This is a genomic window from uncultured Roseivirga sp., from assembly GCF_963973945.1.
GTDB lineage: Bacteria > Bacteroidota > Bacteroidia > Cytophagales > Cyclobacteriaceae > Roseivirga.
Map to the genome: position 1 here is coordinate 66,954 of NZ_CAXBBV010000002.1, position 25,505 is coordinate 92,458.

23 protein-coding genes and 1 pseudogene are annotated in these 25,505 nt (G+C 38.8%); 13 read left to right on the plus strand and 11 right to left on the minus strand.

All coding sequences use genetic code 11. The features are described from left to right. The first annotated feature begins 36 nt into the window (after positions 1-36). The 5 genes and pseudogenes from AAC026_RS04630 (at position 37) to AAC026_RS04650 (ending at position 2,795) form a co-directional block, all read left to right on the plus strand. Positions 37-561, plus strand: coding sequence for a hypothetical protein (locus AAC026_RS04630; protein ID WP_339695392.1), 525 nt, complete (start codon positions 37-39; stop codon positions 559-561). A gap of 198 nt (positions 562-759) precedes the next feature. After that, positions 760-924: pseudogene (locus AAC026_RS04635) on the plus strand (DUF1232 domain-containing protein); the annotation flags it as partial. Positions 925-1,025: 101 nt separating this feature from the next. Then, entirely contained in the window at positions 1,026-1,664 is a 639-nt protein-coding gene (locus AAC026_RS04640) for a thioredoxin family protein (RefSeq protein WP_339695394.1), read from the plus strand. Further along, positions 1,622-2,272 (plus strand): oxidoreductase, encoded by a 651-nt coding sequence (locus AAC026_RS04645; protein ID WP_339695397.1) that lies wholly within the window; start codon positions 1,622-1,624, stop codon positions 2,270-2,272. Before AAC026_RS04640 ends, AAC026_RS04645 begins: the two co-directional genes overlap by 43 nt. Position 2,273: 1 nt before the next feature. After that, a complete protein-coding gene (locus AAC026_RS04650; protein ID WP_339695400.1) occupies positions 2,274-2,795 on the plus strand; it encodes a hypothetical protein in 522 nt (173 codons plus the stop codon). A 64-nt stretch (positions 2,796-2,859) separates the two neighbouring features. Here the strand turns inward: AAC026_RS04650 and AAC026_RS04655 are convergent, their stop codons facing one another. Then, positions 2,860-3,144, minus strand: a complete 285-nt coding sequence (locus tag AAC026_RS04655; RefSeq protein ID WP_339695403.1) for a hypothetical protein — start codon at positions 3,142-3,144, stop codon at positions 2,860-2,862. Between the two features lies 1 nt (position 3,145). Next, a complete protein-coding gene (locus tag AAC026_RS04660; protein WP_339695406.1) occupies positions 3,146-4,309 on the minus strand; it encodes a hypothetical protein in 1,164 nt (387 codons plus the stop codon). A 61-nt stretch (positions 4,310-4,370) separates the two neighbouring features. On the opposite strand from AAC026_RS04660, the gene dtd reads away from it, so the two are divergent. The 3 genes from dtd to AAC026_RS04675 all read left to right on the plus strand — a co-directional run bounded on the left by dtd (position 4,371) and on the right by AAC026_RS04675 (position 6,084). After that, positions 4,371-4,823 carry a D-aminoacyl-tRNA deacylase gene (gene dtd, locus AAC026_RS04665; RefSeq protein WP_339695408.1) on the plus strand — a complete coding sequence of 151 codons (453 nt, stop codon included), beginning with the start codon at positions 4,371-4,373 and terminating at the stop codon, positions 4,821-4,823. Continuing rightward, a complete protein-coding gene (locus AAC026_RS04670; RefSeq protein WP_339609415.1) occupies positions 4,823-5,167 on the plus strand; it encodes a nucleotide pyrophosphohydrolase in 345 nt (114 codons plus the stop codon). Before dtd ends, AAC026_RS04670 begins: the two co-directional genes overlap by 1 nt. A 116-nt stretch (positions 5,168-5,283) precedes the next feature. Then, the gene (locus AAC026_RS04675; RefSeq protein ID WP_339609413.1) at positions 5,284-6,084 is read left to right on the plus strand and encodes an aspartyl/asparaginyl beta-hydroxylase domain-containing protein; all 801 of its coding nucleotides are present in this window, start codon (positions 5,284-5,286) and stop codon (positions 6,082-6,084) included. Between the two features lie 6 nt (positions 6,085-6,090). On the opposite strand, the gene AAC026_RS04680 is transcribed toward AAC026_RS04675, so the two are convergent. Together AAC026_RS04680 and gcvT are read right to left on the minus strand one after the other, a co-directional pair. Continuing rightward, positions 6,091-6,789, minus strand: coding sequence for a 2-phosphosulfolactate phosphatase (locus AAC026_RS04680; RefSeq protein WP_339695411.1), 699 nt, complete (start codon positions 6,787-6,789; stop codon positions 6,091-6,093). 26 nt (positions 6,790-6,815) lie between these two features. Then, on the minus strand, positions 6,816-7,910 hold the full coding sequence (gene gcvT, locus AAC026_RS04685; RefSeq protein WP_339695414.1) for a glycine cleavage system aminomethyltransferase GcvT: 1,095 nt from the start codon (positions 7,908-7,910) through the stop codon (positions 6,816-6,818). A gap of 166 nt (positions 7,911-8,076) precedes the next feature. Here gcvT and AAC026_RS04690 point away from each other — a divergent pair, with 166 nt between their 5' ends. Both AAC026_RS04690 and AAC026_RS04695 read left to right on the plus strand, forming a co-directional pair. After that, positions 8,077-10,458 carry an ABC transporter permease gene (locus tag AAC026_RS04690; protein ID WP_339695416.1) on the plus strand — a complete coding sequence of 794 codons (2,382 nt, stop codon included), beginning with the start codon at positions 8,077-8,079 and terminating at the stop codon, positions 10,456-10,458. Between the two features lie 451 nt (positions 10,459-10,909). Then, the gene (locus AAC026_RS04695; protein ID WP_339609204.1) at positions 10,910-11,374 is read left to right on the plus strand and encodes a nuclear transport factor 2 family protein; all 465 of its coding nucleotides are present in this window, start codon (positions 10,910-10,912) and stop codon (positions 11,372-11,374) included. A gap of 37 nt (positions 11,375-11,411) precedes the next feature. Here the strand turns inward: AAC026_RS04695 and AAC026_RS04700 are convergent, their stop codons facing one another. From AAC026_RS04700 to AAC026_RS04720, 5 genes are read right to left on the minus strand one after another with little or no spacing between them, the layout of a single operon-like run. After that, positions 11,412-12,683, minus strand: coding sequence for a pitrilysin family protein (locus tag AAC026_RS04700; protein ID WP_339695419.1), 1,272 nt, complete (start codon positions 12,681-12,683; stop codon positions 11,412-11,414). A 5-nt stretch (positions 12,684-12,688) separates the two neighbouring features. Beyond that, positions 12,689-13,840 carry a type IX secretion system outer membrane channel protein PorV gene (gene porV, locus AAC026_RS04705; RefSeq protein WP_339609200.1) on the minus strand — a complete coding sequence of 384 codons (1,152 nt, stop codon included), beginning with the start codon at positions 13,838-13,840 and terminating at the stop codon, positions 12,689-12,691. 31 nt (positions 13,841-13,871) lie between these two features. Then, a complete protein-coding gene (porU, locus tag AAC026_RS04710) occupies positions 13,872-17,273 on the minus strand; it encodes a type IX secretion system sortase PorU (RefSeq protein WP_339695421.1) in 3,402 nt (1,133 codons plus the stop codon). A gap of 20 nt (positions 17,274-17,293) precedes the next feature. Beyond that, positions 17,294-17,992 (minus strand): CDP-diacylglycerol--serine O-phosphatidyltransferase, encoded by a 699-nt coding sequence (gene pssA / locus AAC026_RS04715; RefSeq protein WP_339695424.1) that lies wholly within the window; start codon positions 17,990-17,992, stop codon positions 17,294-17,296. Between the two features lie 3 nt (positions 17,993-17,995). Then, complete coding sequence (locus AAC026_RS04720; RefSeq protein WP_339695427.1) at positions 17,996-18,643, minus strand: MBL fold metallo-hydrolase; 648 nt, start codon at positions 18,641-18,643, stop codon at positions 17,996-17,998. Positions 18,644-18,720: 77 nt separating this feature from the next. On the opposite strand from AAC026_RS04720, the gene AAC026_RS04725 reads away from it, so the two are divergent. Genes AAC026_RS04725 through AAC026_RS04735 form a run of 3 tightly spaced genes read left to right on the plus strand, consistent with a single transcriptional unit; the run spans position 18,721 to position 24,000 of the window. Beyond that, positions 18,721-19,767 carry an FAD-binding oxidoreductase gene (locus tag AAC026_RS04725; protein WP_339695429.1) on the plus strand — a complete coding sequence of 349 codons (1,047 nt, stop codon included), beginning with the start codon at positions 18,721-18,723 and terminating at the stop codon, positions 19,765-19,767. A 24-nt stretch (positions 19,768-19,791) separates the two neighbouring features. Beyond that, on the plus strand, positions 19,792-23,058 hold the full coding sequence (locus tag AAC026_RS04730; RefSeq protein ID WP_339695432.1) for a hypothetical protein: 3,267 nt from the start codon (positions 19,792-19,794) through the stop codon (positions 23,056-23,058). A gap of 60 nt (positions 23,059-23,118) precedes the next feature. Next, positions 23,119-24,000 carry a YicC/YloC family endoribonuclease gene (locus AAC026_RS04735; protein WP_339695435.1) on the plus strand — a complete coding sequence of 294 codons (882 nt, stop codon included), beginning with the start codon at positions 23,119-23,121 and terminating at the stop codon, positions 23,998-24,000. A gap of 67 nt (positions 24,001-24,067) precedes the next feature. Here the strand turns inward: AAC026_RS04735 and AAC026_RS04740 are convergent, their stop codons facing one another. Together AAC026_RS04740 and AAC026_RS04745 are read right to left on the minus strand one after the other, a co-directional pair. Further along, on the minus strand, positions 24,068-24,733 hold the full coding sequence (locus tag AAC026_RS04740) for a TonB family protein (RefSeq protein ID WP_339695438.1): 666 nt from the start codon (positions 24,731-24,733) through the stop codon (positions 24,068-24,070). 60 nt (positions 24,734-24,793) lie between these two features. Then, positions 24,794-25,468 (minus strand): TonB family protein, encoded by a 675-nt coding sequence (locus AAC026_RS04745; protein WP_339695441.1) that lies wholly within the window; start codon positions 25,466-25,468, stop codon positions 24,794-24,796. Positions 25,469-25,505 lie beyond the last annotated feature (37 nt).

Consider the following 25,505-nt stretch of genomic DNA (forward strand, 5'->3'; position numbering starts at 1 on the left):
TTTCTGACAACCAACAGAAAGTTGCTTTAAATGAATATGGAATATTTTACCGATTTAATTCAAATTTTAGTTCCGGCAGGTTTGGTACTTTATGCCGTGTACTTAATTGTCAGAAACTTTCTTCAAAAGCAGTTTGATGCTCAGCTGATTGGGTTGAAAATGAAGACTACAGATACGGTTTTGCCTGTTCGACTACAAGCTTATGAGCGTACCTGTTTATTATTAGAGCGAATTTCACCCAATAACATCTTGCTTCGCTTAAGTAATCCTGCAATTAGTGCTTTTGAATTTCAGCAGTTGCTTTTAAATGAAATTGGAGAAGAACTAAACCATAACCTCTCGCAGCAAGTTTACATGAGCGATGAAGCTTGGAAGCAAGTGAGAGCCACTGTAAATATCATCATAGCCGTAATTCAAGACGCTTCGCAGGAAATGAAGGCCGAAAATAATGCAATTGATTTGTCGCAGGCTATTTTTGATAAGATGATCAAGTTGGAAAGTGATCCAGTGGGCGATACGCTCACTTTTGTAAAAAATGAAATAAGACAGGTTTTTTTATAATGTATGAGTAAAAAGAAGGATTTAAACGAAAGAGAAGAACGATTTTTTGGCAAAATGAAGGCCAAGGCTGGTAAGATTGTGAATGATCGGGTAAAGCTCAAAGAGCTATTGGCCGACACACAAAAAAAGATGGAAGCCAGTAGTAGCGATGATTCGCTGAAAAGTAAAATCGTAGAGTTTCTATCCTTGATCATGCGTATGATTTCAAGCTATATTAAGGGCGTTTATACCGAAACTCCATGGCAAACTATTCTCATGTTTGTCGCTGGTCTCATTTACTTTATTACCCCAATCGATGCCATTCCTGACTTTATTCCTGTAGCAGGATTAATAGATGATGCCACTGTATTGGTTTGGCTAGGGAAAAGTTTTAGAGATGACGTTTCTCGCTTTAAAAAATGGGAAGAAGCGAACGATTCTGAATAGACTTCGGTTTCCATCTTGTCATTCAAAAATCATGGCATATGAAACCTGTTATTACCAAAGAATTACTGGATAATGCAATGAGTTACGAGCAGTATTTAAGCCTGCTGAGTAATTTGTTAATGGAAGAAAAAACCACTGGAGAGAACCAATCAGACGACATGCTTAATTATGCGCGAATGAATGATAAGCGCATGAAAAAATGGACGAAAATTGGAAAGTTAAGCTCCGAAATCCAAGAACGTCTGCTCAATATCACTTCTCCGCTTACTTTGTTGGTAATTACCGAAGGCTGGTGTGGCGATGCCGCTCAAAATTTGCCCTTCATCTACAAAATGACTCAGCTGAATCCGCTCTTAGAAATGAAGCTGATTTTGCGCGATGAGCATCCAGAAGTAATAGATCAGTTCTTAACCAATGGAGGACGCTCTATTCCTAAAATTATTAGCTTAAACCCCGAAGACTTAACGGTTTTGGGTGACTGGGGGCCAAGACCAACTGTAATTCAGAATGAATTTTTAGAAAACAGAAAGACACAAGAGCGCAGTGCGATCGAGTTTTCAGTGTATTTGCACTTGTGGTACGCCCAAGATGAAGGCATAACTCTACAGAATGATTTTTTGGCTAAATTAGAGTTATGGAACAAAAAACAGCAATCGTTGCCGGTGCAAGCGGACTGATTGGTCGGTCACTCACTCAAAATTTATTAAACAGCAACCAGTATGCTAAGGTCATAGCGCTGGTAAGAAAGCCCTTAGGTATTTCGCATGAGAAATATGCCGAACTCAACATTGATTTCGATCAGCTAGAAAGCATGGAAGACTTCCCAAAAATAGATGACATTTTCTGCTGTTTGGGAACTACCATCAAGAAAGCGGGTTCGAAGGATGCTTTTTATAAGGTGGATTTTACCTACCCTTACAATTTGGCAGAAAGGGCGCTGAAGTCTGGAGCCGAAAGATTTTTCTTGGTGTCAGCCATGGGTTCAGATAAAAACTCAAGGTATTTTTACAACAGGGTAAAAGGAGAGTTAGAAGACAAACTCTCGTTTCTCGCTTACCGAACCATTTATATTTTTAAACCAAGTTTACTGCGTGGCAACCGCAGTGAAAGTCGACCAGGAGAAAAGTTTGCGCAAATCATTACCCGTATCATTCCGTTTATTGGCCCATGGAAAAAGTACCGCCCCATCCATGCCGATAAAGTAGCGGACGCCATGATGAAAGTAGCCCAGCAGCACGATAAAGGCTGCTATTATTATCAGTCGGAAATTATGCAGAAGATGTGAAATGAAGGATTTACTTACACCGAAACGCTGGTGCTCTGAATTGCTTTGGTTACTGCTGAGCGCAATTTTTTCATTATTGCTTCTCTTTACTTTTTTCAAAGTAACATCAGTTTTTGGCGACACCACCTTCGGTATTGGTGACACTTATTTTATTGCAGAAACCTCAACCTTCTTTTTTCTAGTTTATGCGGCTATTGGCAGTTGGACTTTTATTGTGCGTGCATCGGCCAGTAATTTCAAAAACACAGTCCAAGTTATTTTCCTTACGCTGTTTATCGGACTTTCAATTTATTTGCTTCATCAAGCTTTACTAAGTGATATGAATAATGGGTTAGAGAATGAAGGAGGATGGATTATTTACGCACCTTTTTCGAGTCTAAGTTTTCAAGACAAACTGAGTGTTTTGGGTGATATGTTTGTTCAAGGCGTTTGGGTGGTTTGGCTTTATTTCGGATTGATTATTTCCTTCATCGGGCTTTTTTGGAGAGTACTTTGGCTTGTTTGGAACAAGAATATGGAGTAGACGCGAAACGCTCTACTTGTAGAAAGATTGAAGTATTAGTTAGAACTTCATAGAAGTAACTCGATCAATAATGGTCTTTCATGATGAAATAGAGCAATGTTGAAATAATCAGAACGGTAAGTGTTCTTGATATAATTCTCCTGCGTTTTTCTTTTCTTAGTGTTCTGTAAAGCTTCTCTCTGAATTCCGCTAATTCCGCATCAGTGGGTTCCTTTAATGTGATTTCTTTGTTCGGGGTGAAAGCGCCATTTTCTTTTAATAGCTCTCCAAGCCCCTTTCTCTTACCTAGGAGAGACCTATTGCCTCTGTAGTTGTTGAACATTTCACTACCTAATCCACCTAATGGCATATCAATTTCTTTTAATAAGAAGAATACTTAGAGATACAGGTATGAACGCCACAAGTACTAAAACAGTTGTTGTACTAGCGAATTCAGGATACCAACTTTTCCATAATTCCATTTGAAAAGCGGGGTCTGGAATGTGCTGATGAAGCATCATAAGCGGAAGAGATAAAAGCCCAAGAATCAACAATGGCTTGGTTCTCATTTCGCGCAGCTCATACATGATCCAAGTGGCAATGAAAGGAAAACCGAGATAGATAATGCGGGTCATATCGCCACCCGCCAAAATACCGAAAGCCAGATAGGTAAGCGTAAAAATTAGAAGCACATTTCGGGTATTATCATAACGATTGGTCAATATGTATTTTCTTCCAGCCAAGAACAGTGCAGGGCCAAAAGCCACAAACATAGCTACCAACCAGCGCACAATTTCAAAAGGGTGGAGGATGGCTTCTTTTCCGTGGTATAGTAAGGTAATGATGACTCCCTTTCCTTCTTCAATAGGAGGGAGATAGTAGGCAATAGAGAATTTGACGATCAATGAAAGAGCAACAGCTGAAATCAATATTGGAATTGGATAATAGCCTTCTTCTGTTTTTCTGTTGTGCCAAATGCCGTAAGCAGTGAGTATAACCACTAGTGCCAAAAACGACTCTTTTTGAGCGGTGGCCAACGGAGCCAGAATCAGCAACCAAACAAACTTCCTTTTCAGAATAATGAGTAATAGCAAAGTCTGAAAAAGGTAGAGCGGAAGATCAACCGTAACCGGATCGAAGGCATTCAGGCGAATGATGCCCGTCCAATGGAAGAGCAACCAGAAGAAGCCAGCGATAAACCATTTTAGCTCGAAACCCACCTGTCGCCAAAGAGCAAATAGGGCGACTATAGAAACTAAAGTGAAAAATAAGTTTACCCATTGGAAGTCTCGAATTATATCCCCAGAGTCGATTTGGGCGGCTAACCAGGGCGCTAAAATTCGTCCGTTAAAAGGAAAAGGAACTTGGTAACTATCTTCCAAACCCACAAAATAATGGTAAATATGAGTGTAGTCGTTTCCGTCAAAAGCAGGTGCTAAACCATAAGTAACAGGCTCTTGTACATTTTTATAGAAAAGGAATGCGGCTATGGTAATCGTCAAAAAAATGGGTAGCCAATATAACCTGATGCGCATAGGTTGAAATTTAGCCAAATTACTTGAATCCTATTTTATTAATCAGGTTTTTTGCATTGATATGATCGCAGTAATACAACATGTTTCCGAGTCATCGGTAACCATAGACGGCCAAATAAAAGCTGCTATTGGTAGAGGTTTAATGATTTTAGTAGGTATAGAGGAAGCCGATAATCATGAAGATATTGAATGGCTAAGCCGTAAGATTGTTAACATGCGCATTTTCGAAGATGAAGAGGGCGTAATGAACAAAAGTGTGATTGATGTAGATGGCGAAATCTTGGTGATTAGTCAATTCACATTGCAAGCCAGTACTAAAAAGGGCAATAGACCTTCGTATATAAAAGCGGCAAAGCCTGATGTGGCCATTCCGCTTTACGAAGCTTTTAAAACACAGTTGACCTCAGATTTGGGTAAGGCCATTGGTTCTGGAGAGTTTGGTGCAGATATGAAAGTGGCCTTGGTAAACGATGGCCCAGTAACCATAATAATTGATACTAAAGACAAAAAATAATGAGTGAGCAATCAAAGGGAATAACGGCCGTTCAAAAGGAAGTTGACAATTGGATCAAGGAGTTTGGGGTTCGCTATTTCAATGAACTTACCAACATGGCGCAGTTGACAGAAGAGGTAGGGGAGGTTGCTCGAATTATCGCTAGAAGATACGGGGAACAGTCTGAAAAAGAGTCGGATAAGAATAAAGACTTGGGTGAAGAACTTGCTGATGTAATGTTTGTAGTGGTGTGTTTGGCTAATCAAACGGGGGTTGATTTACAAGCTGCTTGGGATATGAAGATGGCCAAAAAGACTCAAAGAGATAAGGACAGACATAAAAACAACGAGAAATTAAATTCGTAATGCTTTGAACAATTATTGCGAGAATGGGGTTGAACTTTTTGTGAGTTGTAGGTGTCAATAGGTTAAATTTTTAACAGTTTTAAATACCTTTTTTTAATTAAATCCACTATTGAGTTATGATCATTTTACAGATTTTAGGTGTAATTCTGCTAGCCTTTATTTTGCTGAATGTGATACTCTATTTTGTAGAGCCCAGTCTTATTGCAATTACATTCTCTTTGGTACTACGCCTTTTTAAAAGGAATCCGCCTATTGTTGATGTAGATGAATTTTTTCCCGATCATCAACTTTTAAAGGACAACTGGAAGGTAATTCAAGAAGAACTTATAGAGGTACTGAAGAATGAAAATAACATTCCTAAGTTTCATGAAGTAGACAAAATTCAACGTTTTGTTTCTGATAAAGACAAAGCGGCTTGGAGGGTTTTTATGTTCAAGGCTTATGATAATTGGCAAGCAGGGAATTGCGAAAAAGCCCCAAAAACGGCTGCGCTATTGAAGCAAATACCTGGAATTACAACAGCCATGTTTTCCATTATTGGACCAAGAAAGCACATTCCTCCACATAACGGATTTTATAAAGGAGTTTGGCGTTACCATTTGGGATTAGTGATTCCTAAAGAAGGTGAATGCTATATTATAGATGGCGGTCAGCGCTATGACTGGAAAGAAGGCGAAGACGTACTTTTCGATGACACTTTCCAGCATGCGGTTTGGAACAAAACCAATGAAACCAGAGTGGTACTGTTTTGTGATGTGTTCCGAAATGATCTACCAAAGATTTTCCAGCCTATCAATCGTTGGGTGTATGGGCTTAGAGAAAGAAGTAATAGGTTAAAGAAAGTGCTAAAGAATGCAGAGGTTCAAGTTGACCTTGATCCTGAAGAATTTGAGAAACCTTTAGCTAAGCAAGCCTAACTTGGTTTATACTGTTAATTCAGTGCCCTTTAGCTTCGGTACAATATTGAATTCATTCAACCTTGCGCAGTATTCAATATCTTCTCTTACGTTGAATTTTGATAACCTTGCAGCGTGGTTACTTCGATTGATGTAATAAGCAAGATCCGTAGCCATAGACTGGTATAAGAAAAAAGCACATAATGCTGAATCGCTTTCGAATTCAGCATTTTGCTTTAATGCATTACAAACGGCTCCCGCAAAAAGGCTATCCTCTAAATTGTAACGCCCTTTCCAACCTGCACAAAATAGCAGCACATCATTGTTACATTTCATCAGATGATTTACTACAGCATTGAGGTTAAGAAAAGAACCAATAATTACCTCTTTCGCATTTTTAGAAAGTTCAATGGCTTGTGTGCCGTTGGTGGTAGTAGTAGCTACTTTTTTTCCCTTTAGCTCAGGCTTCATGTAATCAAAAGGAGAATTACCCATATGGAATTGTTCTACTTTTTCTCCACCGCGCTCTCCAGCCATGATATAGCCTTGCTCGCCCAGCGCCTCACACTCTTCAATGGAAGCAACAGGAGTGATCGATTGTATACCCGAACCCAATCCGGCCACCATACACGAAGTAGCCCTGAGAATATCAATCACTACTACGGTTTTATTTTCAACCTCAAACTGATGGATAAGGTCGGGGGTATAACAAACGTCTATTTTCATGTTTTGGGGAATAAATGAAGCCGTAATTAGGCTTTATAAAATGGAAGTTTTACTACTTCTGCTTTAAGTTTTCTATTTCTAACAGCTACAAAAATTTCAGACCCCACTTTTGAGTTTTCAAGGGTTACATAACCCAATCCAATTCCATAGCCTAAAGAGGGAGACATAGTGCCTGAAGTTACCTCTCCAATAATGTTTTCATTGGCGTCCTCAAGTGCATAATGACCTCTTGGAATACCTTTGTCGATCATTTTGAAAGCAACAAGTTTACGCGTGATACCAGCCTCTTTTTGAGCTTGAAGGTTTTTAGAATTTGTAAACTCTTTAGTGAATTTGGTTACCCAGCCTAGGCCTGCCTCTAATGGCGAAGTCTCGTCCGTAATGTCGTTTCCGTAAAGGCAATAGCCCATTTCTAAGCGTAGTGTATCTCTAGCACCTAAGCCAATGGGCTTAATATCAAAAGCCGCGCCTGCTTCGAAAATGGCATTCCAAACCTGTTCAGCATGCTCGTTACTTACATAGATTTCAAAACCTCCAGCACCAGTATAACCAGTGGCAGAAATAATTACGTATTCTACACCCGCAAAAGGACCTACCACAAAGTTGTAAAACTTAATGTCTGAAAGGTTTACTGATGTAAGTGATTGAAGTGCTTCAACAGCTTTAGGGCCTTGAACAGCAAAAAGAGAATGGCTGTCCGACACGTTTTTCATTGTCGCGCCTTTCGTATTGTACTTGCTAATCCAGTTCCAGTCTTTTTCAATATTAGAAGCATTCACTACGAGCATGTACTTCTCGTCTTTGAATTTGTAAACCAAAAGATCGTCTACGACACCACCATCTTCATTTGGTAAGTAAGAGTATTGAGCTTGACCATCTACTAATTTAGATGCATCGTTACTCGTTACGCGCTGAATAAGGTCAAGGGCTTCAGGGCCTTCCAAAACAAATTCACCCATATGCGAAACGTCAAAAACACCAACACCATTTCTCACAGTATTGTGTTCTTCTAAATCAGATGAATAGCGAACAGGCATGTTATAACCTGCAAAGGGTACCATTTTAGCTCCAAGCTTTTCGTGGAGATCGTTTAGGGCAACTTTTTTCAATTCCATTTCCATAGGGTGATTTAATTTGTTGGCAAAAGTAACAATTAGATCATAAAAACAACACCACTTACAAAAGGATCGAACCTCTCGTTCAGATGCTGGAATGATTACCTAGATGAAAGCAACCTTCGGCTATGTTTCTGCATCTTTCGGTCACTCAAATCAAAACAATAAGGTTATGTTCAAAAATTTTTTCAAGGTCACTATCCGGAGCTTACTTAAGAGTAAGCTCTTTGTATTCATTAATATTGTGGGATTAGGATTGGCACTAGCCTGCTGTATTGTGGCATTTCTCAATTATGAGTTTGCTACCACATTCGATAAGCAACACGCCAATTATGACGAGCTTTATCAGGTCTCTGTACGAATAGACCAGAATGGTAGTCAGGTGCCTTTCGGAATCGTTCCCATGCCTTTGGGTACAGTCATCAAATCAGAAATTCCCAGTATTGAACGCGCAAGTAGGTTTGAAAGGGCAGGAGTTACCATCAAAAGAGATAACAATGTTTTTAACCGAACCATGGCTTTTGTGGATCAGGACTTTATGGCCATGTTCACTTTCCCCGTATTATATGGAAATGCTGAAAGCTATCATGAACTTTCTACTGTCTTGATTTCTGACCGAACTGCTATTTCACTATTTGGTAAAAAAAATGCGGTTGGTGAAACCATTGAATTGGTACTTACTGGAAAGCCTAATATTCTTCTTACTGTGGGAGCTGTTTTTGAAGAACCAGGGCTCAAAAGCACACTTCAGTTTCAATTGATAGCTGACTTCGAAAACTTCTATCGCAATTTTAATATAAAAAAGGATGACTGGAGTCAATTTACAGATGGCCTGTTTATTCAAAGTAAAGACCCTTCAATTGTGGAAACAGCCCCAGCACTTCTGCAAAAATATGCGGCTGTTCAAGCAGAGGTGAAAAAAGACTTACCTGCCAGCGGATTTTGGGTGCAAACTATGGATGAGCTAGCATTCAATTCAAGAGATTTGAATGGAACAAATCTAGGAAATGAAACGCTTCACCCTGCACATATTTTGGTTCCTAATATTATGGCTGTGCTCATTCTGCTTTTGGCTTGTTTCAACTTCACAAACACTGCTATTGCAATGTCCAATAGAAGGTTGAAAGAAATAGGAATAAGAAAAACAGTCGGAGGGTCTAGAGCTCAGTTAGTAGTTCAGTTTCTAGGAGAAAATCTGGTACTGTGCTTTTTAGCACTTCTATTAGGTTTGTTATTCTCTTTGTGGCTTGTGCCAAAATATAGTGATATGTGGCCCAATATGGATGTTTTCTTAAGCCTTCGAAACAATCCATCTATGATAGTTTTCTTGATCTCCAGCCTTGTTTTAACTGCGGTTTTAGCAGGAGGTTATCCAGCCATTTTTGTTAGCCGATTTCGTCCAGTGGCGATTCTTAGAGGAAATCTAAAGGTAGGTTCGTCCAGTATTCTGTCTAAGATTTTACTTGGATTTCAAATGCTGATTTCGGTAATGGCACTAGTTTTTGGTTTTGCTTTTGTTCAGAATTCTAACTTCCAAGAAGGGTTAGACTTAGGTTATAATAGAGAAGGAATTTTGATGGTTCCTCTCAATAATTCAAGCGAAGCAGAGAGGTTTAGAGCAGTAGTTCAAACCAACCCTTTAATTGAAGGTGCTGCCCTTACAAACGGCCATGTAGGGTGGAGTTCTTACCGAAGGGCTGTGAAAACAGAAGATAATGAAGGAGAAGTAACGATTCTGGATATTGGACTCAATTATATGGAAACGTTGGGGTTTAAAGTGCTTGAAGGGCGTTCTTTTACTGCTGAAAATCAAGAAGTTGACAAGCAAAATGGGGTTGTGATTAATCAAAAAATGGCCTCTCGTTTTGGTTGGGAAGAGCCTATTGGTCAGCAAATTACGATGAACGATAGCATTAGACTTACTGTGGTAGGGATGGTGAAGGACTTTTATACTTTTGGTCTGTGGGCACCCATTGAACCGATGATATTGAAGCTCAAAGATGATAAGGATTTATCTATGCTTATAGCTAAGGTAGACCCTAAGCAGGCTGGCGCAACAATGGACTATCTAGAATCTACATGGAGTGAAGTGATCAAAGATAGGCCTGCGAGAGTTTATAGTCATGAAATCAACGTACTTGGCGAAGCCAGAGATGTAAACAAGAATATTGTAACCATGTTCTTGTTTCTGGCTGTGATAGCCGTTGTGCTTTCTGCTATTGGGCTCTTTACCCTCGTCTCTATCAATATTCAAAGTAGAACCAAGGAGATAGGCATCAGAAAAGTATTAGGAGCGTCCATTGCTAGAATTACCACCTTAATTAATAGGCCATTCCTGATCATTGTAGGCATTGCTTCAGTGTTGGGTGGGGCAGTAAGTGTTTATTTTGCAGGCATACTCATGGGCAGCATCTGGACTTATCATGTAACTCCAGGTTTAACAAGTGCATTAATACCTATTCTGACTATTCAATTGATTGCCCTTCTTTCTATTTCGGGCAAGGTGATTAAAATGGCAAAAAGGAACCCCGTAGAATCATTAAGGTACGAGTAAGATCGCTAAAACGAGATGTACCCTAATTAAAAACGAGATGTACCATTTTTTACCCTAAATATATATTGAAGTTATCCTAGGACAATTATAGATCTGTACTTTTGTCAGCCCAAACTCTGACCAACTCAAAATATGTGTAATTAATACTTGTAAATTATGATACTAATTCTGAGCCCAGAGATAGCCAAAATCAGCTTTTAAATGTATTCAACAGGTTTTAAATCCATTTAAAGCTTCTGTAAAGAAGCTACTCATTAATTGATCGACTATGGCGTTTTGGTACATCTCGTTTTTCAGTTTGTTTTTTAATCAATTAATAATCAGTTGATTGCGTTTTTATGTTTGGTACATGTCGTTTTGCCTCCTGTATAAGGGGTTTGCTTGAATAATTATGTAACTTAAAACTAAAAAATCAGTTTTAGTTAGGTAATCACTAACGAAAATTTAAACTATGAAAAAAGGTCATTACTTACTGGTTATCGTTTGCCTCTTGGGTCTTTCGTCTTTTGCTTTTGTTAAACACGAAGCAAAGAGCAAGGCAGAAGAAGAGGCAATTAAAGATTTGATACTCAAATCTTATGTTCATGGAGCGTTCAATGAATTGAATGCGGAAGCCATGAAAAAAGGGTTTCACGAAGACTTTGCTATCTACTCAGCAAAGGGAGAGGCCATAAGCAAATACCCTATTGCTGCATGGACTGATGGTGTAGCAAAAAGGAAAGCCAATGACTATGATGCTAAAGATCCAAAGAACAAATGGGAGCATAAATTTGCTTCGGTTGATGTTACGGGTGGAGCGGCTCAAGTCAAAATCGAGCTTTTTAATCAAGGAAAACAAGTGTATACCGATTACCTCAGTCTATTAAAGTTCGACAGTGGTTGGCGAATTGTTGCCAAGGTGTACAACCAACATTAGGAAATGTAAAGCCCGAATCTGAAAAGTTTCGGGTTTTTTATGACTTCTCTGGTCCAGCAATACAAGTATAAAAGCTGTCGGGTTGAAGGTGAGTGTTTACCATTTGCATGATGTCTTCACTGGTTACTTTGTATACCGAGTTTAAGTACTGCTCGTAAAAACTCATATCCATACCCTGAAAATACACGGCTTTAAATTTCTCCATGATGGCAAAAGGAGAATTTACGGAACCAGCAAATGAACCGGCCATGTAGTTCTTTACCGTTTCTAACTCATTTTCACCAACAAGTTCTTGCTGTAGCTTTACAATTTCTTTGAAAATCTCGTCAATGGTGGCTTGTTCATTTTCGCCATTTACATCTGTACCAATATTGAAGTAGCCCTCTTGATTAAGGGAATAGAGATGTGAATGAATGCCATAAGTAAAGCCTTTTTCTTCACGAATATTCTTCATTAATCGTGATCCAAAGAAACCTCCAAAAAGCTCGTTGGTTACGGTGAACTTCATATAATCAGGGTGCGTACGGTTGAAAAGCACTTTCCCGATTTTTATTGAAGACTGAACAAAAGCTGGCTTTCGAATTTCATTTAATCGTCCTACCGTGTTGGTAACTTGGTGCTCAGGCAAAGCCACTCGCTTGATAGGGTTTTTGCCAAAATTCAGTTCAAGAATTTCAATAAAATCATTTGGCAATTTACCAGACAGCATTATATCAAAGTCGCTAAAATTAGAAGCGAAAAACGCTTGAACTTCTGTTAATCGAACTGCCTCAATTTTATCTACGCTGTTATTTTTTCCGTAAGGATGATCTAGTCCAAAAAGTGAACTTCTTAAGGCTACTGATGATAAATAGCTGCTTTTTTCAAGATTTAGCTTTAAGCGCTGAACCTCTTTTTTCTTTAACGTTTCAAACTGTTGTTCATCGAAACTAGGACTACTTATTACTTCGGAAAGCAGGGCTAAATTTTTATCGAAGAACCTAGAAAGACCATAGAACGAAATGGTACTTTGGTCGAAGCCCGGAGAGAATTCAGCAAAACTTCCAATAAAATCGATAGACTCTGCCAGTTGATGAGCATTTCGATGTGTAGTGCCCTCATTGAGGATTTTAAGTGCCAACGAAATCAAGTTGTAATTTTCGGCAAACCAACTTCCACAAGGAATTACTAAATCAATTTTAAATACTTCTACTGCAGAGTCATTCAAAAAGAAAACCTTCCTTCCGTTAGAAAGTGAAGATGAATCGACTTGAGGAATTGTAACTTTTTTGATGGGCTTAAAGCCCGGAGCGATTGTTCTGTCAAGCATTCGTGTTACTTGGCTTTTTTGTCAAGGTTGTAAGTAAGTCCAAATCTTAAGGTTTCGGCAAGCGGATGCTCTTGAAGTGTAGGCACTAGGTAGGCAAAATCGACTCCTAATTTTTTAACTTTAAAGCCTACTCCCATAGTAAAGTACTTACGGTTTCCTTTGTTTATGTGCTCGTAAAAATATCCTGCTCTTATGGCAAAAGTTTCTTTGTACTCATATTCTGTTCCGAAAGAAATCATAACCTCTTGGAGCTCTTCTTTAAACCCGTTTGGAGCATCGCCAAAAGAACCAAACATGCCTGCAATCAAGGATTTGTCTCTGTGGCTACCATCTTCTTGAGGGGTAGGTACCATGAGCTTATTAAAATCTAGTGCAAAAGTGATTTTATTGTAGGGGTCAAGAAAGCTGGCCAAAGCAGTTCCTAACTTTAAGTTAGTTGGAATAAAGTCTTCTTCATCGGCAGTATTGTACGATATTTTCGCACCAATATTAGATATAATTCCACCGAAAGAAAGCTGGCTTTGCTTGGCGAAAACATCTAGTTCCGTTTTGTAATATACCCCAATGTCGGCAGCAATACTGGTGCCTGGTTTTGGATCCATTACAGGGCTGGTGGTAATGTTTCCAGAAAGATTGGAGTGAATAAATTTACCTGTTACACCAAGGCTTAAATCGTTACTTAATTTTCTTGAGTAAGTGGCTGCAATGGAAAACTCTCTTGGGTTAATTACTTGAAGGTTGTTACCTACTCCATCGGTAAGTTGAATGTCTCCCAAATCAAAATAAGTAAGCGCCATTCCAAACGCCTGATTATCGTCAATTTTTTTATAGCCAGACAAGTAAGAAATAGACATGTCGTCTACAAACTTGCTCAACCAAGGCGTGTATGAAAACGCAAAACCGTAATCATTATTAATGAAAGCAAGCTTAGCTGGGTTCCAATAAATACTGTTGGCATTAGGTGCTGTAGCAGCTCCAACATCTCCCATCGCTCCCGAAATCGGGTCTGGCGCAATAGTAAGAAATGGAACCGCAGTAGTGATTACGTTCTTGTCGGTGTCCTGTCCTGAGATGGTGCCAGAATTTTGGGCCACGGAAGGAAACGAAAAAATGACGGCTAATACCAGGATTGTTGCGATCCTAATGTTAATTTTCATGTAATTTTTTTTCAAAGATACTATTATAAAACTAATATGAAATAATAAGTTTCTTGCGTTTGGTGTACGTTTTACCGTTGTTTTTAGATATCAAAACCACGTTGTAAACATAAATTCCCTTGCCCAATTTAACTCCTGAATTGTCTAAACCGTTCCATGCTATGCTTTCGGTATTTGAACCTCTTTCAATTTCTGAATATAATGAAATTACATTTTCGCCTTGCGCGTTTATGATATCAATCCTCAACTCTAACGGTTCGCCTGCGCTATTATGCGAAATATTAAAAGTAGTATTCTCTACCAACGGGTTAGGGTAGCTGTTTATTTCTGTGATGATCGTAGAATTTTCATCTGTCACCGTAAACTCAATCGTTTTCTTTGCTAAGTTATTGTAGTTGTCCCATGCTTTTATTTCTAAGGTGTTTATTCCTAGGGGTAAATCTCTTAATGGAAATTGGGCTCCTCCTTTTCTGAAATTATCTTTTTCAGCATTATAGAAGCCATTTAAATTATAAGTTACCGAATCGTTTAGCGTGGCTGAAAGATTTTGGCCAATCCCATTTTCTGAAATATTAATACCGCTTTCATCGAATAATTTTAAAATTAGACTAGCATCTCTTTTTATAATGGGAAGGGTGACTTTGGTTGAATCATTAAGAAAGAGCCTAATCTCTGGCGGGGTATTATCTTCCGTAATATTTTGAGCAGTACCACCCAATACGAAATCTATTTTGGCACCAAACGCATCTTCTGGGTTACTGTTATTCAATGCATACATGCTCATTTTGCCACTTCCGTATTGATAGTTAATGTTTTTAGGCACCACAAATTCAACAAAGAATTGACCATTCACTACCGAAACTTGGCCATTAAAAAGCTGACTGTTACGTTCTAAATACTCAAATTTATCACTCTCAGTACCGATAGTTTGCAAGGTGCTTCGCTTATCGAAAAGGCTGAAGGTGAGTTCGCCATTAAAAGTATCAATTCGCTGTCCATTCGACTCTATTTGGCCTTCAATCCGCACCCTTTCTAAGGCACTGAGTGTATCGGCCTGAGGTACAGGCGCGAGCCCATTAATACTTGTGATACTGATTTGTTTTTTGGGGTAGGACAAACGCATGCTTGGGTCGCCCAAGAGAATGAAGTTTCTATTGTTTGCACCATTCAGCGCATTGTTTTTGGTGAAGCGTATGATATCGCCAAGACGCTGAAAATTACCGTTGGGCTGCTCTAAAATGGTTTTATAAAGGGCCAAATTTAGAGCATAGTTGGAGGATGAAAACACGGGCCTGGCCGTAGCCACTAAGGCAATGGCCCCGCCATCAGATTTAAAAATCATTTTTTCCGCTCCCGAAAAAATAGTTGGGTCATCGTTTCTAGCAAACTCGCAGGTAGCGGTAACCAATAGGGGGAGTCGGTTTATGTTTTTCCAATCGTCAATGGACTCGGTAGTAAGAATACGCTCTTGCATCCAACCTGTTTCTGCTCCATGCCCAGTGAAATTCATGATCAAAACCCCTTGTTCAACGGCATCTAATAAGGCTTTTTCAGCCTTTGGCGATGATTCTCCATTAGGAGACCTGATTTGCTCGTAAGCATCGAGATAAATTTTTCTCACATTGAAGCCTGCATAGGTAGTATCTACCAAAGTGGCTAGCTGATCTGCATCACGCTGATGTAAATTGTTATCACCATCATCGGCAACAAAAACCAACCTTCTCCTCCAGTCGCCAATACTTTCCGTTGAAGTTTGATAATTAATGATTTTATCCACGGTAGTTTTGGCTTGTTCCAAAGTCGTACTTGGAATTCGCCCAATACCAATATCTAGCGTATGATCGCCTGCGGTGTTTTCTTCCCATTCACCTTCGGTATCTTCCAAAAAGCCAAAAAAATCATCGGAAGAGTAGGAGGTGAGGGGATGTATGGAACTTCGTGACTCATAAGTAGGAACAAAGTTGGAGTTGTTTTCAATTCTGTCTTTGTAGTCGTAAGAGCCTTTACCAAAAAGCAGTAAATATTTGAGTTGGTTGCTTTGTGATTTTAAATGATACATGAAATCACGGATAGCGGTAAGGTCTTGTCTGCCAGCAGAAAACTCATTGTATACTTGCTGGGGTGTGGCCACCAAAACAGAAAGTCCATCTTCGCTTCTTCTAAAAGAAGCTAGCCGTTCAGCTTCACTCAAAAACTCTGGAGCAGAAATAATGACCATGTCTGGAGTTGAACTTCCCTGTAAATCTTGATTGGAAAGGGCTTCATATTTTGTGGGAAGAGGCTGTAGTGCAGCTTCAAACATCACATATTCGTGAAGTTCGTCTGAAAAGGCACCAAAGCGTAATTCACTTCCACTTAAACTGTAAGCTTGATTCTTTGGGGCAAGTGGGTTGGTTACGTTCCATACTATGACATTTTGGTTTGCTCCAGAAACCTTGAAAGTTGAGGTGGCTTGATTCAAAGATTTAACACTTCTGAAAGGCAAAGATTCACCTGCATATTGAAGAACTGTAGGGATGTCGATAAGAAAATGATTGAGGTAGGCTACTGCATTATTAGCGCCTGCTGGATCATATGCCAATTTGAGATTGAATTGATCGGAAGCAGAAAAACTTGAAGTACTGATGTTGAATACATCAGCCGCTTCATTTCCTTTTACACCATACCGAGTATTTGGAATTGCCGAGAAATTCAGTTGACCGATGGATTGGTCGTTTGCAGTGGCTTTGATGGAGGTTGCATTGAATGCTTGACTTAGTGCCTCAATGCTAAACTTTATTTGGTCATTTGACGCCAAGTTAGACAGCGGAAAATTGAATGTTAATTCATTGGCTGAGCTGAAGCTTTCTCCATACCATTTACGGCCAGAGCCTAGAATGTTCTTAACGTCAACTTCGTGCCGAATGATTCTATTATAAGTATTTACCTCAGCAAAGTTTGTCCCTAAATTAGGATTGGCCTGAATACGCAACCCCTTAGAGTTTTTAATGGTAATGAAGTAGTTAATTTCGTCTGAATAAAGATTTTGTACGGGTTCAAAATTTCTAGAAGGTGTGTCGAATTTCAGTTCGTTTACCCGATCAACATAAAATAAAACATAGTCTTCAGAATTAAAGATGCCGTCTTCTTCGCCCTTCACTAAAATGTAATTTTCAACAAGTCCTTTTTCCTTTTGGTTTGAAATGGCTTGAGGCAGCATTCCTCCCCGATTACCATAAATGGCGATGTTCTGAGGGTTTAACGCGGCTACATCAAAACCCATTTGGCTTAATGTGTTCCTGTCGATACGGTACACACCTTCTTTTTCAAAACTCGTTTTAACCCATTTACCAGTCGCTAAAACGCTTGATGTTTGGGCAGTTGTATTCCACGCAAATACCTGAATGAAAAAGGCAATGAGCAAGATATGTTTTGATCGTAATCGACTGGCCATTTCTTGAAGCTCAACGTGAATTATGGGACTTTCTTATGTACGGGCTGGCTAACTACGGAAAGTAATAAATAGACAACGATGATTAATGGTACTGCAGCCGTTTTGAAAATTACAATGAGCACAATGCTCAATAAAATAAGTAGAAACCGTTGCCAGTTATCTTTCACCGAAAAGTTCGAAAACTTGAATGATAGCAAAGTAACAGGAGCTACCATCAACAGTGAAAAAACAACAGCACAAGTGAAAAGCATCCATTCGTTCGCCAAAAAGCTACTCATAAAGGTGTTTCCAACAATGATTAAAGGAAGCGTACTGGTGAAAATTCCATTGGCGGTGGTGGTTAAACCAGTAAAGCTTGTGGTCTGGTTTTCATCAATATTGAATTTAGCCAATCGCAAAGCGGAAAAAACAGCAATGAGCACTCCTACATACTCAAGTGGTGAATCTATTTTACCAACAAGCATGTGGTAATATAAAATGGATGGCAGCAAACCAAAGGTAATTAAGTCGGCCAGAGAATCGAGTTGCTTGCCTATTTCCGATTGCGCTTTAAGGATTCTCGCTAAAAAGCCATCTAAGAAATCGAAACCAGCAGCTAGCCAAATAAGGTAGCAAGCCGTTTCTATTTCACCTTGAAAAGACAAAATAATACCTATCGTTCCACAGCTTAAATTGGCTAGGGTAAAGAGGTTGGGGATGGCTTTTTTTATAGGTTCCAAAGATTATTTTTTAATAGCGCAAAAAGGATTGGTGGCTTTTTCGTCTCTAATGGTTGTTGGGCCGCCATGCCCAGGGTAAACCACCATATTATCATCAAACTTAAAAAGTTTAAAATGAATGCTTTGGATTAGGGTGTCAAAATCGCCACCCGGCAAATCTGTTCTTCCAATGCTACCTTCAAAAAGCACATCGCCTCCAATACAAATATTTTGTTCTTCGTTTACAAAAACGATATGCCCAGGAGCATGACCCGGTGTGAAATATACTTTTAGACTACTTTTTCCAAAGTTGACAGTATCGCCCTCTTTTAAAAACTTATCTGGTTTTGCCGAAACATAACTTTGAAACCCATAATTAGAGGCATAAGCTTCAACAGACCGTAGTGTTGCTTCATCGTGCTCTCCAATAATCAAATCGACACTAAATTGGTTTTTAACGAAATCATTACCCAAAACATGATCAATATGGCCGTGAGTATTCAGGAGCATCTTTACATTAAGTCCTTCGCTTTCAATAAACTTCACCAATTCATTCTTTTCTTCCTCCTCATAGCAGCCGGGGTCTATAATCACAGCTTCCTTCGTTTCATCAAACAAAACGTAGGTGTTTTCCATAAAAGGGTTGAAGGTGAATGGTTTGATCTTAATCATAAAATACCGTTTTGCTCAAATTTCATTTAATAATAGCCATTATTCAAAAAATGTTGGTTTAAATTCGGCCAATGTTAGTGGATTATATTCTAGTGGGTCAGGGTTTGGCCGGGAGCATCTTGGCAAATCACTTAATAAATGCTGGTTGTTCGGTCATGGTTTTCGATGATCCTTCGCTTTCCAATTCATCCAAAATAGCAGGAGGCTTATACAACCCTGTTACTGGCCGAAAAATGGTAAAGACATGGAATGCAGATAATTTATTTAACTACTTAACAGCATATTACCCTAAGCTAGAAAGTCAGTTAGATTCTGATTTTTTGAATGATATTCCTATTTATAGGCCATTTATTTCTGCAGAAGAATTAAATGAATGGATGGGTAAAAGTGCTGACATTGATTATTCTTCGTATGTACAGAAGGTTCATAATAATTCGGCTTATGGAAATCAAGTAAAAGATGACTTTGGAGGAATTCTTTTGAATCAATCTGGTTTTGTGAATACGGCTAAATTACTGTTTGCTTCTGCAGCTTTTTTGAATGGAAAGAATAGCCTCAAGCATGAATATTTCGATCCATCCGATTTAAGGTTAGAAGAGGGTTATGCTGAATACAAGGGTATAAAATGTAAGTCAGTAATCTTTTGCAATGGGCATAAGTCGCTAGGGCAACAATATTTCGGATGGATTCCGTTAAGGCCTGTGAAAGGAGAACTCTTAATGATTAAGACTGATGAGGATTTAAGGGTAATCCATAACAGAGGTGTTTTCGTAATTCCTTTGGGGAATGGAATTTGTAAGGTGGGTTCTACTTATGACCATCAAAACTTGGATGAAAATCCAACCATTGAAGCCAAAAACGTGTTAGTACATAAGTTAAATGAGCTGATTAAATTTCCTTATGAAATTGAGTATCAGCTAGCAGGTGTCAGGCCTGCGACAAAAGATAGAAAGCCAATAATTGGCCAACATCCAGAATTTAAAAGCCTAATTTCTTTTAATGGATTTGGCACAAAAGGGGTTTCTCTTATACCTTACTACGCTATGCAATTAACGCAGCTTTTAACAGAAGCTAGCAGTATAGATGATGAGGTCAATATTGAGCGATTTTTTTCGTTATATTAAAAGTCTTTTCTGTAAAGAAGATATATGCTTAAATCTCTACGTTACCCATTCATATTAGCCTTTTTAGTCATTGGCTTTTTATCGATCCCCTTTTCTTCTGAGGCGCAGGTATATCGTGAAGAGTTTGGGCAGAACAGAATTCAATACAAATACTTCGATTGGCAATATCTGAAATCGAACAATTTTGAAGTCTATTTTTATGATGGTGGCGAAGACTTGGCAAAGAAATCCATTGCCTATTTAGAATCAGAGTTTAGCAGAGTTACCGAAACGATAGGCTTTTTTCCGTATTCAAAGACAAGGATTTTTCTATATAACTCCGTTGCCGAAAAACAGCAGAGCAATGTAGGCGTAAAAGGAGATGATTTTACCATTGGAGGCCAAACAGACTTTGTTAAATCTCAGGTGGAAGTTGCTTTTTCAGGCGACTACACTTCTTTTAGAGAGGAACTGATCTTCAATTTCACCAAAATGTTAGTAGAGGAAATGTGGTTTGGAGGAAACATTGCAGAAATGTTCCAATCTACATTTTCATCACCAATTCCCAATTGGTTTATTGATGGTATTTCAGCTTATGTAGCCTATGGTTGGACCAAAGAATCTGATGACATGGCAAGAGATTATGTTTCGCAAGCTGAACCAGTTAAGTTTTCGAAATTAAGCAAGGAAACCAACATGCTATTGGGTCAGTCCATTTGGAGTTTTATAGCCCAAACCTACGGTAAAAGAGATATCTCGAATATCCTAAACTTGGCCAGAATTGTTAAAGATGAAGAGAGTAGCATTTCCAAAACGCTAGGAGTTCCCTACGGAGATTTCATGAAAGAGTGGAGAGACTATTACTCTCAAATGAATACCAGAATTTCAGAGGGCTACAAAAGACTACCCGACTCTAAAATTATATCAAGCAACCGGTCTAAAACAGCAGTCATTAATCATTTGAAATTTAATGCTGAAGGCTCATTATTAGCCTATTCTGTGTTTGATAATGGAAAGTACGAAGTCAGAGTAATCAACATGGCCTCAAAAGATGAGATGGTGATTTATAAAGGAGGAATGAAAATTCTGACACAAGAAGTGAATGATAACTACCCACTTTTAAGTTGGGTAGATGAATTTACTTTGGGCATTGTGGCCAATTCTGAAGGAAGAAATACTGTGACGATTAAAAGAGTTGGTGCAAGAGGTGAACAAGTATTGGCCATTCCTACTGTAGGGCAAATCCAGAGCTTTGAATTTAAACAAGGAGGAAGACTGGCCGCGTTAACAGGGGTGGTAAATGGTAAGAGTGACGCTTATTTGTTTTTAGTGAACAGAGGCACAATCAGAAGAATTTCTAATGATGGTTATGATGATCGTGATATTAGCTTTTTGCCCGAATCTAATGTGGTGTTATTTACCTCAAACCGACCTTCGGATAGCGTTTATGTAGCGGGGCCAGATGCTCTAAAAGATGTTAATTCCAATCAATTCAATGTGTTTACTTACGATCTAGATTTGGTAGATAGCGTGTATGGTAAACTAACCAATTCTCTTTCTATTGAATCGAAACCCGTTGCTAAAAGCCTAAACGAGGTGTATTACTTGAGTGATCAGCAAGGAATCAATAACCTTTACTTACATACTGTCAGCGATACAATCAGTAAGCAGATGAGTAATTATAGTTTTGGCATAAAGGATTTTTCTATCGATACCAATAACAACCAGATTGCCTTTATATCAACTCTTGATTCTAAGGATGTTGTGTACTTGGAAAGCCTAAGCAATATTCAACACGTGTTTACTCCTGTAACACCAAGAAGGGAATTAGAAACCGTTCGGATTCTAAGCGAAATGAGGCGGAAGAGATTGCTAAATACAACAACTAGCGATAGCCTTGCAAAAACTTTAAAAGCTGCAGAACTACCGAAACAACCTAAGATAGACTCGTTAAAAACGGGAGCAATTGATACAGAGAACTACGTGTTTAAGAACGAGTCCAAAGTAGATTCTAAGAATTATAAGTTCGAGACCCCCGTGTCTGATAATGGAAATTCAGGTAGATCTTTTTTAAGCCTTTACCAAAATAGAGGAGCACAGAATAAAATAGAAGGCCCAAATAGATATGAATCCCGTTTTCAAACCAATAACGTGGTCACATCTTTTGTGATTGATGAATTGAGGTCATTCTCTCAACTATTAGAAATACAAATGAATGACTACTTGGAAAATCATAGATTTCATGGAGGCGCATTGATTCCTTATAATTTCAATAGTGGATACGATGTTTTCTTAGAGTATGAGTACTTAAAAGAAGCCATTGATTTAAAGGCTAAATACTATAGAAAATCGATTTTTCTTAGAGATAACTCGACACCTCAGTCACAACGGTATAATCTTAATAGATTTGAGCTCGGAGCCGCTTTGCCATATAGTCCTTACCTTAGGTTAGAGGTAACGCCATTTTTTGAACAAACCAGATATATTGACTTAGACTATTTATTATTACTTAATGCGCCTGCAGGAGTAGAAGCTGAAAAAACAGCAAACTATTTGGGGCTCAATGCCAGTGTTGTTTTTGATAACAGCTTAACAGGCGGAGTTAATATACATGAGGGAACAAGAGCAAAGGTTACCTTTGAATCTCATTCAAAACTGAATAAGAACGCGGTTGGTTTCAATAAAATAGAGGCCGATGTTCGCCACTATCAAAGAATTACTAAAGGAGTTTATTTGGCTGGAAGATTCTTCTTTGGACACTATGGAGGGGACGCACCAAAGGCTTATTTACTTGGTGGTGTAGATAACTGGGCATTCAACAAGCGAGATGGTGTAGAAGGAACAGAACCTGATCCGTTTATTTTGCAGACTTTGAATGATAACAGCGATATTCTCTTTAACCAATTCACTAACCTAAGAGGGTATTCCTATAATACGTTTCAAGGAAGCACGGTACTAACTTTGTCTGGAGAACTTAGATTACCAGTGAACCAATTTTTAGCAACTGCCGATACCAAATCAAGCTTTATCAGAAATCTTCAATTTCTTGGTTTTTATGACATTGGCTCTGCTTGGTATGAAATTTCAGCCTTTAAAGCACGAAATGATGTGAATACTGAAGAGATCGTTGTGCCAGGTTCTCCGTTCTCAGGAGTTATCAATGACTTTAGTAACCCATGGCTGCAGAGTGCTGGGTTTGGAATGAGAACCATGCTTTTTGGCTTTTTCTCAAGGCTAGATTTGGCTTGGCCAATTCAAGATTTCCAAGTGGGAAATCCTAAGCTTCAAATATCAATAGGTTACGATTTCTGATTCCTTTTTTGAGATTGGCCGAATAGGTTTAACTTCGCAGGTTGTTTAAAACAAATTTCCATGCTTAAATCAATGACAGGCTATGGCCTATCTAAGGCGCAAAAAGGCGCTATGCAAGTTTCAGTCGAAATTCGCTCACTCAATTCAAAATTTCTTGATGCCCAAATTCGTCTGCCTAGACATTTGCAAGACAAAGAGCTTGAAATCAGGAATATACTGAATTCAGAACTAGTAAGAGGTAAAGTAGCCGTGAGTATTGAAATGAGTTCAGACGATGCCGATGCCTCAAAGCAAGAGGTAAACCATGCATTGTTTAAATCTTACTACAAAGAATACGACCTCTTGGCCGCTGAAGTGGGAGCCGAAAAAAGAGACCTCTTTAGATTAGCCCTACATAGCCCAGAAGTAATGTCTGGTTCGGGAGTTAATGAAGAGCTAATTGCGCAGCAATGGGATTTCACGAAAGAAAATTTGATCGCAGCTATTGTTCATTGTAATGAATTTAGAGAGCAAGAAGGTGCTAAACTTCAATCAGAACTTGAGTCCTATATTCAAAACATTGGAGGTTATTTAAATGAAATTAAGGGCATAGAAGGAGAGAGGTTAATCTCAATTAAGGAACGAATTGAAGGCCATCAAAAAGATTTAGTTGGATCTGATCAATTCGATGTAAACAGATTTGAGCAAGAAATGATCTACTTTATTGAGAAGCTAGATGTAAGCGAAGAGTTTGTTCGTTTGAACGCCCATCTTGATTATTTCTTAGAAATTCTAAAGGAAGCAAACTCTCAAGGAAAGAAATTGAATTTTATTTCTCAGGAGATTGGGAGAGAAATTAATACGATTGGTTCTAAGGCCAATTACGCGCCTATGCAGCGCTTTGTGGTGTGCATGAAAGACGAGCTTGAGAAAATCAAAGAGCAGCTCTTAAACGTGATCTAGGAGGTTGCCAAAAGGAGAATAACAATGAGGCCAGTTTTAAAACTGGTCTCATTGTTTTACACAAGCCTTAATTGAGTTTGAAATTAATAGTTACCATCCTAGGCGATTTTACTGGAACCCCTCGTTGCAGTCCCGGATTCCATCGTGGTGATTTACTAAGTACGCGAATGGCCTCTGTATCGCAGTCTTTACTGATGCCTCTCAATACTTTTAGGTCAGAAATTTCACCATTTGCGGCCACATAGAAGGTTAGAATAACCCTTCCTTCTATGCCCATTCTTTGAGCATTCTTTGGGTACTTAAAGTTCTTGTTTAGAAATTTAGCCCAAGCTTCATTTCCACCCGGAAAAGAAGCTTCTTTCTCTACAATGATGAACTCATCTCTGGCCTTTTCAGGCTTTTCTGTAATCACTTCTGTTAAAGCAGGTAACTTTATATTAGTAGGGTCAGCCTCAAAAGTATAGTCTATAACAATTGCTGGAGTTTCATCGTTCGGTATCTCCACAAGTACAGGTTGCTGAATTACAGGTTTTGGTGGTTCAAAAATAGTAACAGGAGGCTCATCAAAGCTCTCATAGTCGCCATTATCATATGGTAATACTGGAGGTGTAGTTGGAACGGTTTTGTGCTCAAAAGCAACTAAGCTAAGTCCTAGACTAATGCATAAACCAATGAAGAGGAAGAGTGATCTTTTACTCTCAATACAAACTCGGTCATTTTTTTTAGTTTCCATAATTCGGTTTTTTAGAGTGAAATGGGTTTTGGTTGGGCATGAGGTATATAAACTTGAGGCTTACCTTAAACCAAACTTGATTTGAATAGCCATTCTTGACTTCACAGCAACTCCCCTTTGTTTTCCTGGAGTCCATTTTGGCGATAGCTTTAGAACCCTGATTGCTTCTTCATTACAGCCGCCTCCAATCCCTCGCGTTACCTCTATGTCGGAAATAATTCCTTTTGCATCTACAACAAACGATAAGTGCACTGTACCTTCAATCCCACTTCGTTGGGCTTGACGTGGGTATTCAAAATTTTTGTTTAAGAATTTAGCCCATTCATCCCAACCGCCTGGGAACTTGGCATATTCTTCTACAACCAAGTGTACTTCCTCAGCAACTTCTTCTGTGGGGGCAGGTTCAAAAACAAGGTTTTCGATTTCTGTAGTTTCCGTTATGTCTACATCTAGGTTGATTTCAACTACTTCATTAATTTCTTCATCATCGGGAATGGGGACTATTTCTGGCTGCTGAAGTGGAGGAGCTTTTGGTGGCGGTTGTTCCGTAAGAGGAACTTCTATTATATCATCAAAGTCATCCATAATTACCCCTAAATCCATTAAGTCACCTCTGTTGTATTGCTTCCATTCAAAGGCAACAAAAGTGAGACTAAGACTCGCGAGCAGACCTATTGCTAAGAATAGAGTAGATTTTTTGTTTATATCTGCAGAAGGTACTTTTTTAGTTTCCATAACAGTGCTGTTTTATAATTTAAACTAATTTTTTAGT

Excerpts from the sequence above, each read along its gene's own strand:
- AAC026_RS04695 (WP_339609204.1), top strand. The coding sequence starts at position 10,910 with ATGAAAAAAGGTCATTACTTACTGGTTATCGTTTGCCTCTTGGGTCTT.
- AAC026_RS04745 (WP_339695441.1), bottom strand. The coding sequence starts at position 25,468 with ATGGAAACTAAAAAAGTACCTTCTGCAGATATAAACAAAAAATCTACT.
- AAC026_RS04655 (WP_339695403.1), bottom strand. The coding sequence starts at position 3,144 with ATGCCATTAGGTGGATTAGGTAGTGAAATGTTCAACAACTACAGAGGC.
- AAC026_RS04650 (WP_339695400.1), top strand. The coding sequence starts at position 2,274 with ATGAAGGATTTACTTACACCGAAACGCTGGTGCTCTGAATTGCTTTGG.
- AAC026_RS04675 (WP_339609413.1), top strand. The coding sequence starts at position 5,284 with ATGATCATTTTACAGATTTTAGGTGTAATTCTGCTAGCCTTTATTTTG.
- AAC026_RS04630 (WP_339695392.1), top strand. The coding sequence starts at position 37 with ATGGAATATTTTACCGATTTAATTCAAATTTTAGTTCCGGCAGGTTTG.
- porU (WP_339695421.1), bottom strand. The coding sequence starts at position 17,273 with ATGGCCAGTCGATTACGATCAAAACATATCTTGCTCATTGCCTTTTTC.
- AAC026_RS04690 (WP_339695416.1), top strand. The coding sequence starts at position 8,077 with ATGTTCAAAAATTTTTTCAAGGTCACTATCCGGAGCTTACTTAAGAGT.
- AAC026_RS04640 (WP_339695394.1), top strand. The coding sequence starts at position 1,026 with ATGAAACCTGTTATTACCAAAGAATTACTGGATAATGCAATGAGTTAC.
- AAC026_RS04735 (WP_339695435.1), top strand. The coding sequence starts at position 23,119 with ATGCTTAAATCAATGACAGGCTATGGCCTATCTAAGGCGCAAAAAGGC.
- AAC026_RS04700 (WP_339695419.1), bottom strand. The coding sequence starts at position 12,683 with ATGCTTGACAGAACAATCGCTCCGGGCTTTAAGCCCATCAAAAAAGTT.
- AAC026_RS04645 (WP_339695397.1), top strand. The coding sequence starts at position 1,622 with ATGGAACAAAAAACAGCAATCGTTGCCGGTGCAAGCGGACTGATTGGT.
- AAC026_RS04720 (WP_339695427.1), bottom strand. The coding sequence starts at position 18,643 with ATGATTAAGATCAAACCATTCACCTTCAACCCTTTTATGGAAAACACC.
- dtd (WP_339695408.1), top strand. The coding sequence starts at position 4,371 with ATGATCGCAGTAATACAACATGTTTCCGAGTCATCGGTAACCATAGAC.
- porV (WP_339609200.1), bottom strand. The coding sequence starts at position 13,840 with ATGAAAATTAACATTAGGATCGCAACAATCCTGGTATTAGCCGTCATT.
- AAC026_RS04740 (WP_339695438.1), bottom strand. The coding sequence starts at position 24,733 with ATGGAAACTAAAAAAAATGACCGAGTTTGTATTGAGAGTAAAAGATCA.
- AAC026_RS04730 (WP_339695432.1), top strand. The coding sequence starts at position 19,792 with ATGCTTAAATCTCTACGTTACCCATTCATATTAGCCTTTTTAGTCATT.
- gcvT (WP_339695414.1), bottom strand. The coding sequence starts at position 7,910 with ATGGAAATGGAATTGAAAAAAGTTGCCCTAAACGATCTCCACGAAAAG.
- AAC026_RS04660 (WP_339695406.1), bottom strand. The coding sequence starts at position 4,309 with ATGCGCATCAGGTTATATTGGCTACCCATTTTTTTGACGATTACCATA.
- AAC026_RS04680 (WP_339695411.1), bottom strand. The coding sequence starts at position 6,789 with ATGAAAATAGACGTTTGTTATACCCCCGACCTTATCCATCAGTTTGAG.
- AAC026_RS04670 (WP_339609415.1), top strand. The coding sequence starts at position 4,823 with ATGAGTGAGCAATCAAAGGGAATAACGGCCGTTCAAAAGGAAGTTGAC.